Source organism: Maritalea sp., from assembly GCF_051251695.1.
In the GTDB taxonomy this organism is placed as follows: Bacteria; Pseudomonadota; Alphaproteobacteria; order Rhizobiales; family Devosiaceae; genus Maritalea.
On record NZ_JBPOEU010000015.1, the window covers coordinates 48,186 to 65,609 of the forward strand.

Annotated in this window: 16 protein-coding genes; 12 read left to right on the top strand and 4 right to left on the bottom strand. The window is 48.9% G+C overall.

Annotated features, from left to right (window positions below; translation table 11 throughout):
• Positions 1–157: 157 nt before the first annotated feature.
• The gene (gene carA, locus ACSHWX_RS10865; protein ID WP_435668241.1) at positions 158–1,333 is read right to left on the bottom strand and encodes a glutamine-hydrolyzing carbamoyl-phosphate synthase small subunit; all 1,176 of its coding nucleotides are present in this window, start codon (positions 1,331–1,333) and stop codon (positions 158–160) included.
• Between the two features lie 283 nt (positions 1,334–1,616).
• On the opposite strand from carA, the gene ACSHWX_RS10870 reads away from it, so the two are divergent.
• The 6 genes from ACSHWX_RS10870 to ACSHWX_RS10895 all read left to right on the top strand — a co-directional run bounded on the left by ACSHWX_RS10870 (position 1,617) and on the right by ACSHWX_RS10895 (position 8,660).
• Entirely contained in the window at positions 1,617–2,069 is a 453-nt protein-coding gene (locus ACSHWX_RS10870; protein WP_435668242.1) for a GatB/YqeY domain-containing protein, read from the top strand.
• 36 nt (positions 2,070–2,105) lie between these two features.
• Positions 2,106–3,305, top strand: coding sequence for a hypothetical protein (locus ACSHWX_RS10875; protein WP_435668243.1), 1,200 nt, complete (start codon positions 2,106–2,108; stop codon positions 3,303–3,305).
• 56 nt (positions 3,306–3,361) lie between these two features.
• The gene (locus ACSHWX_RS10880) at positions 3,362–3,862 is read left to right on the top strand and encodes a GNAT family N-acetyltransferase (protein WP_435668244.1); all 501 of its coding nucleotides are present in this window, start codon (positions 3,362–3,364) and stop codon (positions 3,860–3,862) included.
• A 61-nt stretch (positions 3,863–3,923) separates the two neighbouring features.
• On the top strand, positions 3,924–5,876 hold the full coding sequence (dnaG, locus tag ACSHWX_RS10885) for a DNA primase (protein ID WP_435668245.1): 1,953 nt from the start codon (positions 3,924–3,926) through the stop codon (positions 5,874–5,876).
• A 183-nt stretch (positions 5,877–6,059) separates the two neighbouring features.
• A complete protein-coding gene (gene rpoD / locus ACSHWX_RS10890) occupies positions 6,060–8,114 on the top strand; it encodes an RNA polymerase sigma factor RpoD (RefSeq protein WP_435668246.1) in 2,055 nt (684 codons plus the stop codon).
• Positions 8,115–8,399: 285 nt separating this feature from the next.
• Positions 8,400–8,660: a hypothetical protein gene (locus ACSHWX_RS10895; RefSeq protein WP_435668247.1), complete on the top strand. Its 261-nt coding sequence runs from the start codon at positions 8,400–8,402 to the stop codon at positions 8,658–8,660.
• On the opposite strand, the gene ACSHWX_RS10900 is transcribed toward ACSHWX_RS10895, so the two are convergent.
• Positions 8,641–9,021: a hypothetical protein gene (locus tag ACSHWX_RS10900; RefSeq protein ID WP_435668248.1), complete on the bottom strand. Its 381-nt coding sequence runs from the start codon at positions 9,019–9,021 to the stop codon at positions 8,641–8,643. The genes ACSHWX_RS10895 and ACSHWX_RS10900 overlap by 20 nt on opposite strands.
• A gap of 101 nt (positions 9,022–9,122) precedes the next feature.
• Here ACSHWX_RS10900 and ACSHWX_RS10905 point away from each other — a divergent pair, with 101 nt between their 5' ends.
• From ACSHWX_RS10905 to ACSHWX_RS10915, 3 genes are all read left to right on the top strand, one after another.
• Positions 9,123–9,446: a winged helix-turn-helix transcriptional regulator gene (locus ACSHWX_RS10905; protein WP_435668249.1), complete on the top strand. Its 324-nt coding sequence runs from the start codon at positions 9,123–9,125 to the stop codon at positions 9,444–9,446.
• Positions 9,447–9,484: 38 nt separating this feature from the next.
• Positions 9,485–9,775 (top strand): HlyU family transcriptional regulator, encoded by a 291-nt coding sequence (locus tag ACSHWX_RS10910; protein WP_435668250.1) that lies wholly within the window; start codon positions 9,485–9,487, stop codon positions 9,773–9,775.
• Positions 9,776–9,911: 136 nt separating this feature from the next.
• Positions 9,912–11,249: an MATE family efflux transporter gene (locus tag ACSHWX_RS10915; protein ID WP_435668251.1), complete on the top strand. Its 1,338-nt coding sequence runs from the start codon at positions 9,912–9,914 to the stop codon at positions 11,247–11,249.
• A 64-nt stretch (positions 11,250–11,313) separates the two neighbouring features.
• Here ACSHWX_RS10915 and ACSHWX_RS10920 read toward each other — a convergent pair whose 3' ends face one another.
• Together ACSHWX_RS10920 and ACSHWX_RS10925 are read right to left on the bottom strand one after the other, a co-directional pair.
• Positions 11,314–12,762, bottom strand: coding sequence for an MFS transporter (locus ACSHWX_RS10920; protein WP_435668252.1), 1,449 nt, complete (start codon positions 12,760–12,762; stop codon positions 11,314–11,316).
• 25 nt (positions 12,763–12,787) lie between these two features.
• Positions 12,788–14,251 carry an MFS transporter gene (locus ACSHWX_RS10925; protein ID WP_435668253.1) on the bottom strand — a complete coding sequence of 488 codons (1,464 nt, stop codon included), beginning with the start codon at positions 14,249–14,251 and terminating at the stop codon, positions 12,788–12,790.
• Positions 14,252–14,543: 292 nt separating this feature from the next.
• On the opposite strand from ACSHWX_RS10925, the gene ACSHWX_RS10930 reads away from it, so the two are divergent.
• The 3 genes from ACSHWX_RS10930 (at position 14,544) to rimK (ending at position 17,410) form a co-directional block, all read left to right on the top strand.
• Positions 14,544–15,182: a helix-turn-helix transcriptional regulator gene (locus tag ACSHWX_RS10930; protein WP_435668254.1), complete on the top strand. Its 639-nt coding sequence runs from the start codon at positions 14,544–14,546 to the stop codon at positions 15,180–15,182.
• 62 nt (positions 15,183–15,244) lie between these two features.
• Positions 15,245–15,859, top strand: coding sequence for a LysE family translocator (locus tag ACSHWX_RS10935; protein ID WP_435668255.1), 615 nt, complete (start codon positions 15,245–15,247; stop codon positions 15,857–15,859).
• 147 nt (positions 15,860–16,006) lie between these two features.
• A complete protein-coding gene (rimK, locus tag ACSHWX_RS10940; protein WP_435668256.1) occupies positions 16,007–17,410 on the top strand; it encodes a 30S ribosomal protein S6--L-glutamate ligase in 1,404 nt (467 codons plus the stop codon).
• Positions 17,411–17,424: the final 14 nt, after the last annotated feature.

The following is a 17,424-nucleotide window of genomic DNA, read 5'->3' on the forward strand; positions in this document are numbered from 1 at the left end:
TGGCCTGAACTTGACGAAGAAGATGTCTTTGTGAAGTTAGGCGCATACTTGTTGCTGAGGACTGCCTCGTGCTGAGCCTTATCTCTAAGCGCCGCCACAAAAATGGAGTGAAGGCTTGGTTTAGCAACCTTCGTCCCACATCAAATCTCAGCCTGGCTTATGCGTCGGCTGTTACACCGCGCACATTGTCCAAAAAGCGTTTGAACAGATAGTGGCTGTCGTGTGGGCCGGGTGATGCTTCTGGGTGATATTGCACAGAAAAAATCGGCTTGCCATCGACCGTTAGTCCACAGTTTGATTGGTCAAACAGTGAAATGTGGGTCTGTGTGATGCCGGTAGGCAAACTGTCTGCATCTACTGCAAACCCATGGTTCATGGATGTGATTTCAACTTTATCTGTCGTCAAATCCTTCACCGGGTGATTAGCGCCGTGATGACCTTGGTGCATTTTGACGGTTTTGCCGCCAAGTGCCAAGGCGAGCAATTGGTGTCCCAAACAAATACCGAAAATTGGCTTGTCGCTTGCGATCAACTCTTTGATGATGCCAACGGCATATTCGCCGGTTGCTGCAGGGTCGCCAGGCCCGTTTGACAAGAAAATGCCATCTGGGTTCAGCGCGAGAATGTCTTTTGCAGGTGTGGAAGCGCTCACGACTGTGACAGCGACATTTTCACTGGCCAAGCAACGAAGGATGTTGGCTTTTGCGCCATAGTCGATGGCAACAATATGGTTTTTGGGGCTGTCGATGGCGGAAAAGCCTTCGTTCCAAACCCAACGACCTTGGCTCCACTCATAGGTTTTTGCCGTGGAAACATCTGCTGCTAGATCCGCGTTTTCCAACCCCTTGAACTTTGCAAGCTCAGCACTGATTGCGGCTTCGTCAAAAACACCGTCTGGAGCGTGTGCAATAACGCCGTTCGTCAAACCATTTTCGCGGATGAAAGCTGTTAGCGCTCTTGTGTCAACGCCTGCGATGCCGATAATGCCACGTGCCTTCAACCAAGCGTCAAGGTGACTTGTGGAGCGGTAATTTGAAGGGTTGGTTATGTCTGCTTTCAAGACACAGCCTTTTGCGCCTGACGCGCTGGCGTTTTCTAGCGTTTCGATGTCTTCGTCATTCGTGCCGACATTGCCGATGTGCGGGAATGTGAACGTGATGATTTGCCCGGCATAGGAAAGATCTGTGAGGACTTCCTGATACCCTGTCATGGCAGTATTAAAGCAAACTTCGCCAACTGCGTGGCCGGTGGCACCAAGTCCACGACCTTCAATTCGTGTGCCATTTTGTAAAATGAGAAGTGCGTTGGGTTTTTCTTCTTGCCAGCCGGTCATCACAAATCCTTTAAACGCTGTGTCGTGGGCGTAAATTTGACCGATCCAATTGTTCAGCTTTGCCGCTTGGATGTGCGTTTGCGCCTGGTTTTTAGTCGCGCAATTCAAGCTGTTCTGGATCGGGCGGACACTATGTGAGAAAGCAAAATTGGTCAACAGATTCGAAGCAAAGATTTAACCGTTTTAAATCAATCCCTTAGATTTATGTTTAAAGACCAATTGGCATTGAAGTGTAGCTTAGGTATAAGCTTGCTTAAAAATCATCAGGGAATTTTGCGAAATTATGCGAGACAAACTCAGCCAAGCGCTCAAAGTAGCGCTAAAAGCGCGCGATACACGTCGGACTTCGACTTACCGCTTAATCAATGCTGCGATCAAGGATCGCGACATTGAAGCGCGTGGCAAAGGTAAAGAGCCAGTGAGCGAACAAGAGATTTTGCAAATCATGCAAAAGATGGTGAAGCAGCGTGAAGAGTCTGCCACTGTTTATGCTGAAAATGATCGTCCAGAACTGGCTCAACAAGAGCGTGAAGAGATCGTCGTTATTCAGGAGTTTTTGCCTCAGCCATTAAACGACGATGAGTTGCAGGCGGCAATTGCTGCAGCCATCGCGGAAACTGGCGCAGAAGGTTTGCGCGACATGGGTAAAGTTGTCGGCATATTAAAAGCCAAATATCCAGGTCGGATCGATTTTGGCCACGCTTCAAAGTCAGTGAAAGCGGCGTTGAACGGATAATCCATTTGGGAGCCATATACAATTGGGGCCATGCACATGAGACAACTCGCAGTTACATTTTTGGTTTTCGTACTGTTCGTTTTTGGCGCACAGGCGCAAGAGCAGGGCCAATTCGACCAAATATTGTTGGATGAAGGTTTGGCTCCGGCAGCGGAATATCTGGATACATTGCCACAAGAGCCGCGCACCCAGTTTTTGCGCGGGGCAGTTGAAACACTGATGGCGATCGAATTTATCCTGCAAGAGCGTTATAGTTCATATGCGGGACAATTGCCGTTTGTGCCGGGTGGGCGCACAATTTTGCGGACCAACCCAAACGCTGAATTTGATCCTGCTTTTGTTGAAGTCGCGCTAACCGGCGCGATTGAGCGATTGAAAACGGCCCAAGCAACGCTTGAACAGGTCGCGGGAAAAGAATTTGTCGCGCCGGTCGATCTGAACAATGTTTGGTTTGATATTGACAAAGACGGCATTCGGACCGACGACGAGTCTATTAGCGGATTTTTGGGCGCGGCGATTGATGTCAAAGTGATGTCTTTTAAGCTTCCAGTTGTAAAATTTGACAGTGCTGATGCCTATTGGTTGCTCGCCTATGTTCATGTGCTGCAAGGCATGTCGGAAATGGTGCTTTCTGTTGATCCAACAACCGCCATCTCGAAAGTGTGGACCGGTCGTCAGCAAATGGAAGCGATGGGCGTTGTCGTTCGTGACCCGATTTTGGGTGAAGAAAATCTGATCGACACAATAGCTATTGTTGTGACGGCATTGCATGGCAAGCCAGAAAAAGCACGTACTCAACTTGCGTTGGCTCATTTTAAAGAAATGATCGCCTTCAATGCAGCATTTTGGCAAACACTTGAATTTGAAACTGACAATGACGCGGAATGGCTGCCGAACAGCAAGCAGACCTCGGCTTTTGGGGTTAAAGTTGATGCTGAAATGGCGCTCGGCTGGCAGGCAGTTTTGGGTGAAATGTCTGCCGTTCTTGAAGGTGAGGCGCTTATTCCGTTTTGGCGGGTTCGTGCTTCAATAGACGGCGCATCGGATACACAAGTTGGCGTCAATTTCGCCAAACTCATGAATGATCCGGGCGACTTTGATCTGTTACTGTTGGTACATGGCGCTGCTTTGGCTCCGTATTTAGAACGTGGTCGGGTCATCGATAATTCTATATTCCAAAGATTTTCTAGATTGACCGGGGGGCAGACTGGACTGTTTGCCCTTTGGTTTAACTAGGGTCCAGACTCTAAACTGCATTCTAGTAAGAATTCTTCGCACGAACGGATAACCTCATGGCTGATACCAAGTTGGTGAGCGCAGATGACTGCGCAGCCCTATTGGCATTTGAATTGCGCAATGCGGAATTTTTTGCTGCATTTGTGCCGCCTCGACCACCTAAAATGTTGACGAGTGAGGGCATGGCGAGCGCTATTGATGCGCTTGTGCGGGAAATTGATGCGGGTGAAGGCAAGTACTATGTCGCCTATTTAGAAGATCAAATTGTGGGTCGGCTGAACATTAGTTTTGAAGGTGATCGAGCTGAGTTCGGCTATCGGGTAGGCGAAGAATATTGCGGAAAAGGCTTCGCGTCTGAGTTTGTGAAGTTTGGGCTAATGCAAATTTCGTCAAACTCACTTGCGAAAGTTGCCCATGCTCATGCGCTATCTTCCAATCCAGCATCCATTCATGTCTTGCAAAAATGTGGGTTCACCCAAACGCACATAGTTAAAGATGGAGCCAAAGAAGTTGGCTTTGACGGCGATATCGTGTTTTTTGAACGCGCTGTGGACTGAACACCTTAAAGTGCAATTCCATCACTTGCGCTTTGCCCCTCTTGCCCCTTAGATTGTGTCGATGCGGTTTACAGATCAATTTTTAGACGACATTCGGGATCGAATTTCGATCTCCCAAGTTGTGGGAGAGCAAGTCGTATGGGACAAGAAGAAGTCCCAGCCGCAAAAAGGTGATTTTTGGGCTTGCTGCCCATTTCATGGCGAGAAGACACCTAGTTTTCATGCAGATGACCGCCGTGGGCGTTATCATTGTTTTGGCTGTGGTGTTTCGGGCGATCATTTTCGGTTTCTAGTTGAAAAATCAGGTTTGAGTTTTCCTGAGGCTGTTGAAAAGCTTGCCGGCCAGGCAGGCATTCCAATGCCAGCGCGTGATGCGCAAGCCGAAGCGCGGGACATTAAGCGCAAGTCGCTGTTCGACGTGATGGATTTGGCCGCGAGCTATTTCGAGCAGGCATTGGCGGCAAATGTGGGTGCGCGGGCACGAGGATATTTGCATGAGCGCGGCGTGCTGCCAAAATTTCAAAACATGTTCCGCTTGGGATTTGCGCCAGATAGTCGCAACGGGCTGAAAGAGTATCTCGCCTCAAACGGCGTTACAGCCAAAGAAATGATTGATTGCGGCCTTTTGGTTTCAGGCGATGATATTGCGGTGCCGTTTGATCGGTTTCGCAATCGCTTGATGTTCCCAATCAATGATTTTCGAGGTCGTGTTGTTGCGTTTGGTGGGCGGGCCATGTCGCCGGAGGCGCGGGCAAAATATCTCAATTCGCCAGAAACAGAGCTCTTTCATAAGCGGCGCACCCTTTATAACGGCCAAATGGCACGCCAAGCATCCCATGACGGCAAACCACTGATTGTTGTTGAGGGCTATATGGATGTTATCGCGCTGGTGCAGGCTGGATTTGAAGGGGCTGTCGCGCCCCTTGGTACAGCGCTGACGGAGGAACATCTGGGTCTTTTATGGAAAATGGCAGACAGTCCTGTGCTTTGTTTTGACGGGGACGTTGCTGGGCAACGCGCCGCATCCAAGTCGATGGACATCATGCTGCCGATGCTGAAACCTGGCGTTTCTGCCAAAATTGCGACGCTGCCTGACGGTGTAGACCCTGACGATTTGATTCAAAAAGAGGGCCGCAAAGGGTTCGAGGACTTGCTTGGAAGTGCGACACCGCTTTCCGAGGCAGTTTGGGAACGTGAAACGCGCAGCGTAAATGCCGATACGCCTGAGGCCAAAGCCGCGCTCGAACACCGCCTTAGGGGCATTGCGAACGAGATAGGCGATAAGTCCGTCAGCAAACATTATGGGCAGGCGTTTAACGACAAACTCTATAAGTATTTTCGTCCGCAACGTCAGTATACGGGCAAATATACAGGTGGCAGTAACCAGAACAATTCCGGCTTTCGGCGTGATGCAGGACGTGACGCACGCGGCGCGGTGAGTGTTGGGCGAGGGGGCTATCAGCTGGGTAGTTCTTTGAAAAAAACATTGGCACCAAATTCCGCTGCGACTGGGGTTGCATCTCGCGAAGCTGTAATCATCGCTGGCTTGGTCAATCACCCGGAACTCGTTGAGCGTCATTTAGAAGATTTGGCTGAAATTGATCTGACTTCCAATGTGGTGCGGCGCATTTTGGACGTCGTCATGTCGCAAGTGACAGCAAATCCTGAGATTGAAAATAAAGACCTTCGAACAGCGCTTGCTAAGTTCGGTTGTGAGACTGAATTGGCCCAAATCGACTATATTGTGCGCCAGCAGGGCATATGGCAGGTCACCCCGGAAGCTGACAGTCAGGACGCTGAGGTTGGATTAAATCACGCTTTGGCCTTGCATTATAAATCACATCGCTTAAATAGAGAACTTAAAGCAGCCGAATTGGCGCTGGGCAGTGACCCGAGCGAAGAGTCGTATGAAAGGCTGCGTGACATCCAGAACCAGATTACCAGTGTTGATGGCACTGAGGCTCTGATTGAGGGATTTGGTTCGTTATCTGGGCGCTCGACGCGGGATCTTTAAGTGAAAGATTACGGTCGGCGTTTTTGTGCATCTGACGTTAAGTTATTGCATTTGGTAACGAAACTGAAACCATGATTGTTGTATTCCCTTAGGGGATTTAACGGCAATCGCCCCTGTCTCGGCTTTGTTGTCTCACCATATATTCTCGGCAATTTTGCCGGCTACCCGTTCAGGAGAACATGAATGGCGACTAAGGCTCAGAAAGAAACTGAGAAGCCAGAATCAGGCGAAGGTCAAGACGGACCCCTTCTCGATCTTTCCGCTTCTGCGGTCAAGAAAATGATCAAGCTCGCGAAAAAACGCGGGTATGTGACTTATGACGAACTCAATGAGGTGATGCCTTCAAACGAAGTGTCATCCGAACAAATTGAGGACATAATGGCGATGCTTTCAGAAATGGGCATCTCTGTTATCGAAGAAGATGAAGTAGAGGAACACGAGGCCGAACAACGCGCCAAAACAGGTACAGAGGTTGCAGTTGCAACCGGTACGGCAGTTGCTTCGAAATCGAACGCTCGCGAAGGTTCTGACAGAACTGATGATCCGGTGCGCATGTATTTGCGCGAAATGGGCACAGTTGAGTTATTGAGCCGCGAAGGCGAGATAGCGATTGCCAAGCGTATCGAGGCGGGTCGAGAGACCATGATCGAAGGCTTGTGTGAAAGCCCCTTGACGTTCCAGGCGATTATTATCTGGCGCGATCAGTTGGCCGAAGGTGAGATTTTGTTGCGAGACATTATCGATCTGGAAGCCACATATGCTGGTCCAGATGCGAAGCCAGCTGAACCCAATGCCCATACGACAAATGGTAGACCCAATGTCTTGGCTCGCGTCCAAGCCAATGCTGAAGCTAACGCTAAAGCGGCAGAAAATGCGAAGAATGGCACCCCTGAAGATGAGAAAAAGCCAGAGGGTCAAGAAGGCGAAACCAATGACGAAGATGACGATGAAGACGACGAGTTCGAGAACAATCTCTCATTGTCGGCAATGGAAGCTGAACTAAAGCCTCAAGTCGTTGAGATTTTTGATCTGATCGCGAGCACTTATGCAAAATTGCGTAAATTGCACGATGAGCAAGTTGAACTCAAACTCAATTCACAAGACCTTACGACCGGTAAGCAGAAAAAGCTGGCTGATCTTCATGTTGAAGTGATCAAGGAAGTTAAATCATTATCGTTGCATAACGGTCGGATTGAAGCGCTTGTTGAGCAGCTTTACGATATCAATAAAGGCCTTGTGCGTATTGAAGGTCGTCTTTTGCGGTTGGCAGAAAGCTACGGCATTAAGCGCGTTGACTTCTTGGAGCACTATCAAGGTTCTGAGCTTGATCCTGAATGGATTGATCGGGTTTCTACGTTGCCGATTGCCGGTTGGACCAACTTTGCTATCGCTGAACGCGATATGATTGAAGAGTTGCGCGACGAGATCAAAACACTTGCCCAAGAAACTGGCGTTGATATTGCTGAATATCGTCAGCTGGTTCAAAAGGTTCAAAAAGGCGAACGCGAAGCAGCGATTGCCAAGAAGGAAATGGTTGAAGCCAACCTTCGCTTGGTTATCTCGATTGCTAAGAAATACACAAACCGTGGGTTGCAGTTCTTGGATCTTATTCAAGAGGGCAATATTGGTTTGATGAAGGCCGTTGATAAGTTTGAATATCGTCGAGGCTATAAATTCTCGACCTATGCAACATGGTGGATCCGTCAAGCGATCACCCGTTCAATTGCCGACCAAGCGCGTACGATCCGTATTCCGGTACACATGATCGAAACGATCAATAAGATTGTGCGGACATCACGTCAGATGTTGCACGAAATTGGTCGCGAGCCGACACCAGAGGAATTGAGCGAAAAGCTTCAAATGCCTTTGGATAAGGTGCGCAAGGTATTGAAGATTGCAAAAGAACCTATCTCTTTGGAAACGCCAATCGGTGATGAGGAAGACAGCAATCTTGGCGACTTCATTCCGGATAGCAATGCGATACAGCCAATTGATGCGGCGATCCAGTCGAACTTGCGCGAAACAACAACGCGGGTTCTCGCTTCGCTTACACCGCGTGAAGAACGTGTGTTGCGGATGCGCTTTGGTATCGGCATGAACACCGACCATACGCTGGAAGAAGTTGGCCAGCAATTTAGCGTGACACGGGAACGTATTCGTCAGATTGAGGCGAAGGCTTTGCGCAAGTTGAAGCATCCAAGTCGTAGCCGCAAATTGCGGTCTTTCTTGGACAACTAGTCGAGCTGACAAATCGAATTTTAAGGGCCCTGCGGGGCCCTTTTTATTGTGCAAATTTGGTGTTTCTGATCGTCAATGTCGAGAAGCGGGTTTCCATTGCAGCCTCGCTTAGGCGAGAAGCGGCGGATTTTCTTGAACAAACCAGACTAAGCGATTCAAATGATTCATAAATTGGGTTGAGTTCGATTACTTACGCAATAGGGCAAGTTATGCGCAACGGGTTTGGTGCCGAAATTGGATTGAGATTCAAAGCCAATGGTTTGCGTGAGTTTTTTGAATCAACTTATGAGCGCAAATATTCTTGCAACTGCTATGCCATTCGCGGCATTTTCCCGACATCCGATGTGGCCGAACAACACGGCTAAACCATCAAAAGATGATTCAATTTCAGCGACTTGTCTTGATTTGTTGAATCAATTCATAAGGATAGCAGGAACTGCTGTGCTTGGTTGTAGTTTGAAAACCCTTCCAAGGTGTGAACGCGGTCGCATAAAAGCGACCGCGCATGGTTTTATTGTGCATGGTTTTATTGTGCATGGTTTTTAGGGAACCATCGCCATAGCAAAATTGAGAAAAGTGCTGCATTGAACATCGGAAATGCCGCAACGGATATACTGATGACACCGGTCGTTAAGTAATAGGCACCAGCCGCAAAATCTATGAGCTGAATGAAGATCATATTGCGGATCCAGAAGTGGTCTGGTTTTTCCTGCCGCGCCAACATTGCCATGCCAGCTCCATAGGCGATAAAGCGACCCGCCAACATGCCCAGCATATAATTGTTGTCGATCGGTGGGGCGGACAACCCCATGAGCAAAAAGAATTGTTGAGGCATGACAAGTGTCAGCGCACCCAAGGCAAATTGAGAAATGGCGATTATCCAAAGAAGGATTTTTTGTTTAGTCATGAAAGGCTCCATTGTTTCCTTGCCATGATCTAACTTATGAACTATACAAAAGGAAGTAGTTACCAAAAGTATAGTGTTATTTTGTTGGAAACAGGTGCGCCATGTTGAAAGATAATTGTGATGAAAGTTGTCCCGTTGCGCGGGCGAATGGTGTGTTGGGCGGCAAGTGGACGACGCTGATCATCCGCGATCTTTTGTCGGGCAAGAAGCGTTATTCTGAATTGCAGCGTTCGTTGGTTGGGATAAGTCCCAGAATGTTGGCGCAGCGTTTGTCGGATCTTGATGCAGCGGGGATCGTTTCCAAAACCATATATCCAACGGTTCCGCCAAAAACGGAATATGAACTGACAGAGTTGGGGGGAAGTGCCCACAACGTGATTGGTGCGATGGCAAAGTTCGGGCAGATATTGGCAGCGCGTGACTGATAGGTTATGCAGGGACCTAAATTGAAACGGAGGCGCATATGTCATTTTTGAAAAAACTATTTGGGTTGGGTGGGGACGACGCAGCGCCGGGCGAGCCCAAGATATTGAGTGAAGAAACCCACGAAGGGTATCTCATCAAAGCCAAAGAAATGAAGGTTGGTTCAGAATACCAATTGGCCGGAACGATCGAAAAAGAAATCAATGGCGAGTTGAAAACCTCCACGTTTATTCGCGCAGATCGTTTGGCAAGTGCTGAGATGGTGAGCAGTGCGGCCATCAACAAAGCAAAGCAAATCATCAAGGAGCAAGGCGACCGCCTTTTTGATTAAGTTGATGCGGCTGACTTTTTGATTTTACTGACCGGTACGAGATAATAGGTGACAGGCGTCGCTATTTGATCAACGTTAGAGTGTAGTATCGACCCATAGGGTATTGCATTCCCCGTTTGCATTAATTGCGATTTTTATGACCCAAGCCAAATTCACCAAAGGCAGTTTACTCAAGCACGTCATGGTGGTGTCGCTGACCTCCAGTTTTGGGTCTATGATCCTGCATACTGTGGGATTTGTAGATCTCATTTTCATCTCGATGTTGGGAAATGCCAGCCTTGCGGCGGCCGCCGGTTATGGTGGCGTTGTGATGTTTGCAGCGGTTGCCATAAGTGTGGGGATTTCTACAGCCGCAGGTACTTTAGCCGCTAGGAGTATCGGTGCTTCACGACTTGCCGACGCCCGCAGGCAGGTGATGAGCGTTCTCACCATTGGTGTTGGCTTGAGTTGCATTATCGTTATTGCGGTATTGTTCAACTTAGATTGGATCATAAAAGCGCTAGGTGCTGAAGGCGAAACCGCAGCGCTTACAAAAACCTTCCTTATGGTCCTATTTCCGGTCATGCCGATCCTGATGTTTGGCATGATCTGCGGTACAATTTTAAGAGCCCATGGCGATGCGAAGCAGCCGATGATTTCGATTGCTATTGGGGGATTGGTCAATGCGGTTCTCGACCCAATTTTGATATTTGGCTTTGGGCTCGGGTTAAAAGGGGCAGCGTTCGCTTCGGTCGCGGCTTACGTCGTGATTATGGTTGCGCAGGTCGCACCGCTCATCCTCAAATATGACGGCATTGCAAAGTTCAACCTTTCCAGTGTTCGTCGCGACTTTATGATTGTTTGCAAATTGGCGGCGCCAGCCATTATGGCAAATTTGGCAACGCCGATTGGAAATGTGCTGATTACGCGTGAGCTTGCTCGTTTTGGCACGGATGCCGTGGCGGGATTTGCCATTATTCGCCGCATCGTTCCCATCGCGTTTTCAGTCGTCTTCACAGTGAGCGGGGCGGTGGGGCCAATAATTGGTCAGAACTTTGGCGCGGGCCATAAGGACCGAATGTTTGAAACCTTGTTTGCCTCATTAAAGTTTGTAACGGCCTATATCATGGTTGCAGCGACCATGCTGTTCATCCTTAGATTTCCTATCATTCAGATTTTTGGAATTAAAGGCGATGGACTTTCACTTGTTTTGCTATTTTGCGGTCCACTTGCATTTGCCTTCACATTTGAAGCTTGGCTTTTTGTGAGCAACGCTGCCTTTAACACGCTGGGCCGCCCCATATATTCGATGTGGTTGAATTGGGGACGCCATACGATTGGCACTTGGCCATTCATCTTGATGGGTGCGCATTTTTGGGGCGTTAATGGTGTTCTTATCGGCCCGGCATTTGGCGGGGCATTGTTCGCGGTGGTTGGGGTGCTGCTTGCAAATAGGGTTATTCACAATAGTTTGTTGGGTGAAAGCGCGAAATGAAAAGTTGCCCATGCAACAGTTTGCAAATTCGTTGACACCGCCCGACCAATGTCTTGTAACAACATCAGTTTGCCGCTTGCGAAACCTCTTCCTGAGGCTGACCTGTGGGTAGCTGTAAGCCAAAGATTGCAAACAAAGCGCCTATAGGGAAAACCGCGAAGGCAAGTAGCATCAAACCGCCGGAGCGTGTTGCTGCTTCGACGGCAAATACGCTGTCGTTCGTTGCGCCCTCGAACAGACCAAACGTGAGTGCGCAGAACCCGGCTAGGGTTGCGCCAACAACTGCGCCGGTGAATTGAACAGGTGCAATGGCGCCGGAGGCGATTGATTTATGTTCTTTTGGTGCTTGGGTGATGATGATTTGGCGAATGAGGGGGCTTGATGACCCGAACCCCGCGCCAATAAAGATCATGCCAATGGCAACCAGTGCATATTGACCAAAATAAATGCCAGCGGCAGAAATTAGGTATCCAGCCAAGATGGATGTGCCGCCTAAACGGATGGAGACAAGCTGGCGTTGATGGTCTTCAATCTTATTGGCCATCCAAGCGAACGCGGTCCAAGCAAAGGCAATCAGCGCGACAGTGTAGCCTGCGGCAAGTGGAGATAGGCTCCAAATGGACTGCAAAAGCGCGACCATGTAAATGTTGGTGGCACTTGCACCGACGGCAAAAAGTCCAAGTCCGGTGAACGCGCGGCCCATATTCGTTTTGGCAGAAAATAGGTTAGGGGGCATGAAGCGATCTTCGGCCTTTTGGTCAAATGCCGCAAAGGCGACGAGCAATGTGGCAGACGTTGAAATGATGACAATCAACCAGACCGTGTTTTGAATTTGCCCAGCAAACCCAGCAATCAACAATGCACTCATTAAGAGCAGCAATCGTCTAATGGGAAATGATTTGCTTTGGGCAACAATGGCGCTTTTGGGCAAGTAGAAAACAGCCAGCAAGATCAACACAGCAACGAGAGGTAGATTGAACAAAAATGCGGCGCGCCAAGAAACGAACTGGGTCAACGTGCCTGCAAGGGCGGGAGTTGCGGCGGCGGCCACAGACCAAAGGGTTGAGCTGAGCGCTAACATTCTGGGCAATAGTTTCGCGGGTAAATGGTCTGCCAGCACGACATAAACCAAGGAAATGAGCATGCCTTCGGCCAAGCCCTGAATGCCTCGCGCCAGGATCACCATCGCAAGGCTGTCGGCAACGCCGCCAAGCAGAGAACCCGAAGCGAGCAAAATGCTGGCGGTTATGAATATGGGACGTGCGCCAAACCGCAATTTGAAATTACCGGCAACAACACCTGCGCAGATCGAGCCAATTTGAAACAGTGCGAAGAGCCAAAACATATATTCGCGGCCACCCAAATCGAGCACGATTGAAGGCGCGATCACAGCGGTGACATATCCGTTCACTGCATGGGAGGTCACCACCAAAATGTTCATCAGCGTAAGCGGGAGAAACTGCTTGGAAAAGATCCCTAAATTTTGTTCGCTGTTTGTGGCAGTGGTTTGCATTTTCACTCAAATATGGATGGCGGGACTATGAAGATGTGGTGTTGGCAAATTCGGAAACTGGCTCAACTTGAGAATCGTTGAGGGGCAATAGGAATGTCATCACCATAGCAGGCAGGGCCAAAACGAAGAAGATCAAATACATTTGCGGCGCGACGCTGATGGCGACATCTGCATCTAAAATGCCAAAGGTTGGGGTGCCGCCAAATAGGCCAAGTGACAACGCTAATATGCTTGCAAAAGCTGCACCTATGGCGCTTGCAGCGCTATCAATTGGTGGCAACATAGACGATGTCCTGTCTTTTTCCGGTTGTGCGGCAGCCTGCATGATTTTTTTATCTAGGAATATGGTGGAGGTGCCAAGTCCGGTGCCCATCATGGCAAAACCAAGCCCCGTGATGATCAAATTAGCCTGAGCCCAACCCAAGGCTGTGAGCAGGAAGCTGAACGTTATGAGGCTAACGCCAAGGCGGATTAGGTTGAGCTGGTTCTTTAATTTTGTGACACCTGAAAGGCTCCAAGAAGCAATGGACCATGTTGCAGCAAGGATTGAAGCGATATAGCCAGCACTCATGGGGCTGAGTTGCCAAATACTTTGCAGCAGCGCGACGGCGTAAACCACATGTCCACCTGCAGCGAGGCTGATCGAAATGTTAATCCAAAACCCTAGCCCGATGGAATTCTTTGCGGTGAAAATGAACTTTGGCAGCATCCGGTTCGTCGCTTTTTGATCCCGCCGAATGGCAAGAGTTAGAAGGGCTGCAGCCATTGCCAAAACAGAGCCGATTTGAAGTGGATCATTTAGTTGGCCGGTTAGACAAAGGGCTGTAATTGCGGTGACAAATAAAGCCATGCGCGCAAGGGGCACGCGGTCGGTTTGAGTGTTAGAAATTTGCTGTTTTACGGCGAGGCGTGATTGAACAACTAAGACCAGCGCGATCACCAAGTTGATGAGAAAGGCCGAGCGCCAGCCAAAAGCTTCCTCAAGAAGACCCGCCGCTAAGGGCCCTATTGCGGCAGCTACTGCCCAAACGATGGCCAACACGCCGATCATGCGGGCCATGAGGTTGTTTTTGTAGCTTTCACTCAGAATGATATAGGCAAGGGAAATCAACATGCCTTCTGCGAAGCCCTGTATGCCGCGACCGATAACCAAATAGCCGAAATGGGTTGCAAAACCCGCGAAGCACGATCCAATGACAAGCAGCCCAGCAGCGAGATAAATCGTATGTCTGCCACCCAGTTTCGCCTTTATTTGGGCCGACCCCATGCCGCCCACAATGGCGGCAATTTGGAACAGCGCCAACGCCCAATACATCAACTCTTTGCCGCCAATATCCGCAACAATTGTTGGCAAAACAGTGCGGGTGACAAAGAGATTTGTGGCGTGTGATCCCACCGACAATATCAACGTTAGGGTGAGCAATGCCCGGCCTTCGGTGAACAGGTCTATAAATCGAACATGGGCATCGGCGCGCTGATTTGAGTTCATTTTGCTATCTTTGCATAGAATTCAAAATTTGAGTTGAGTTGGTTGCAACTTTCGCAATGGGGTGTGCCCTGTTTGGTGAGGGGAGCAGAATTTCCACCAAACAGGGCATAGCGATGCACAGATGGCCGAACAAAGGGAAAAGCACTAGGGAGAGTGTATTGCGATTTGTTGGTCCACATTTTCTTGCCTCACTAATTAAATAAGAAATATCTTATCTAATTTGATAGTGCGCATTATTTGACAAGTCAAACCTTTTTTTATTATGTTGCGCTAACAATTAGGGATCTGTTGGATGAAATTATCTGACGAAAAAACCATTGAGCGCCTGTTGTTCCTCATTAAAACACGGGGACCGCAAACGGCCGTCGCTTTAGGTGAGTTGGTGGGCACAACTTCTGTTGCGGTTCGGCAGCATATGGAAAAGCTCGCGCAAAAGGGGCTAGTGTCCAGTCAGGACCGGCGCGAAAGTGTTGGGCGGCCTAAGAAATACTGGCAGCTTACTGAAAAGGGTGATCAACGTTTTCCTGATCGGCATGCTGATTTGACGTTGGAAATGATCAGTTCAGTCGTTGAGACATTTGGCGAAGAGGGGCTGGACAAGCTGATTGCAAAGCGCGAGCAAAGGTCTTTAGACACATATAGCGCGCGTCTTTCATCTGCCTCAAATCTGAAAGCCAAAGTGGTGGCACTAGCAAAAATTCGTGAAGCCGAAGGCTATATGGCTGAGGTGGAACATACTGATGATGGGTTTTTGCTGCATGAAAATCATTGCCCCATATGCGTTGCCGCGACCTCTTGCCAAGGCTTTTGCAGGTCAGAACTGAACCTTTTTCGAACGGTGCTGGGGGAGGACGCAGAAGTGCAACGTGAGAGCCATATTGTCTCTGGTGCCCGTCGTTGTACATATCGAATTTCGCAAAAGTCCGCATAGCGCGTTTATCTAATTTAATTTATCAGCTATGTTTGTGCATTGATATTTTGGGGATGGTGTAGATGACTTTTGAGTATTTTATGACCTGTATGGTGGTCATCTTGATCCCTGGCACGGGTATGGTTTATGCGGTGGCTATGGCAATCGCTCAAGGGTGGCGCACTGGCATTGTCGCCGCGTTCGCTAGTACTCTGGGAATTGTTCCACACATGATTGCCGCTATTACTGGTTTAGCGGTTTTGATGCACACCAGTGCGCTCGCTTTTCAGATCGTGAAATATGTCGGTGTCGCATATCTGCTTTATTTGGCGTGGCAAACGCTTCGCTCCAGTGGACCGATTAAGTTGGATGACAGCCCGAAAGAAAACGTGCCCCTTAAAAAGGTGATCGTGAGCGGCATCGCCATCAACTCGCTTAACCCTAAGCTTTCTATATTTTTCTTGGCGTTTTTACCCCAATTCGTCAGCGTGAATTCCACCAACAATACATTGGAAATGCTGGTGTTGGGCGCAGTATTTATGGCGCTTACGTTCTTGGTATTTGCTCTGTTTGCAGCTTTTGCATTTTCAATTCGCAAAGTACTCACCGGATCGCCACGTTTTATGCGCTGGTTCCGCAGAACGGTGGCCATGAGTTTTGGGCTGCTGGCGGCACGGTTGGCCGTTACAGAGCAGTAATTGGTAAACCATTGCACTTGAACAAGTGGGTTTGGCTGTCAAAAATTTATCGCCAGACCGATCCTTTTGCTTTAAAGCGGCTATCTAACACTGGTGAAATTAGCCATCTGCAATTTCACTCATATGTTTGCAATATTAGGATAGCAAATGAGTTCATCGGATAACGGTAAACCAAAAATCCATGTCGGACACGAAGAATGGGTTTCATTCCCCGATTTGGGACTACCAGCTGTGCTGGCCAAAGTTGACACAGGGGCCAAGACATCTTCTCTTCACGCTTTTTCTTACGAAGAAATAGAAGAGAACGGGAAACGGATGATCCGGTTTGGCGTGCAGCCAATTGTGGATCGTCCAGATGTTCAAGTTTGGTGTACCGCGCCGCTTGTTGCTTATCGCGAAATTGTTTCCTCGAACGGCATGGCCGAGGTGCGCCCAATTGTCAGCACCACACTTAAGGTTGCTGATCAGGAGTGGGAAATCGAACTCTCTTTGAGCGACAGAGAGTCGATGAATTATCGTAAATTGCTGGGTCGAACCGCCATGGAAGGCCGAATTGTGGTGGACCCGCTGGCCGCCCGCATCAATGGTGATTTGGACGTCGCATTATATGACAAGCCACAACCAGAAGCGATGCAACGCCAATTGCGTGTCGCACTGTTGAGCCGCGAACCCAATAGCTACTCGTCCAAACGTATTATTGAAGAAGCAAAGGCGCATGATATTCAACTGGATGTGATTAACACAACCCGTTGCTATATGAATATCACTGCGAACAATCCAGCGATTCATTATCAGGGCAAACAGTTGCCTTACTATGATGCGATCATTCCGCGTTTTGGAACTTCTGTGACCAGCTATGGCCTAGCCGTTGTGCGTCAATTTGAAATGATCGGCTCGTTTTGTCTGAACAATGGGGCTGCAATTGCGTCATCGCGCGATAAACTGAATGCTCATCAAGTGCTGGCTAAATCTGGTATCCAAATGCCAACCACAGGCTTTGCTCATTCTCCTTCTGATATTTCGGGCATGCTGGGTACGATGGGTCAAGCGCCATTTGTGCTGAAACTGCTAGAGGGTGCGCATGGTCGTGGTGTTGTGCTGGCTGAAACTATGAAAGCGGCTGAAAGCGTTATCGCGGCATTTGGCCAATTGAAAGCAGACATTTTGGTGCAAGATTTTGTAGCAGAAGCCGAGGGTGTTGATATTCGCTGCATTGTGCTTGGCAACAAAGTGATTGGCGCCATTCAACGAAAAGCTGCGGACGGTGATTTTCGATCTAATCTGCAGCAAGGTGGCAAAACGGCCAAGGTCAAAATTAGCAAACAAGAGAGAATGTTAGCTATAAAAGCAGCAAAAGTGATGGGTTTACGATTTGCTGGTGTTGATATGTTACGCTCTAAAGACGGTCCTAAGGTTTTGGAAGTAAATTCCTCCCCAGGACTTGAAGGGTTGGAGAAGACGACCGGCATTGATGTTGCTGGTCCTTTGTTAGACTATGTTGCCAAATATGCGCGGCTGCCCGCAGGCGAGGCACGACGTAAACGCGCATAATAAATCGGGGAGAA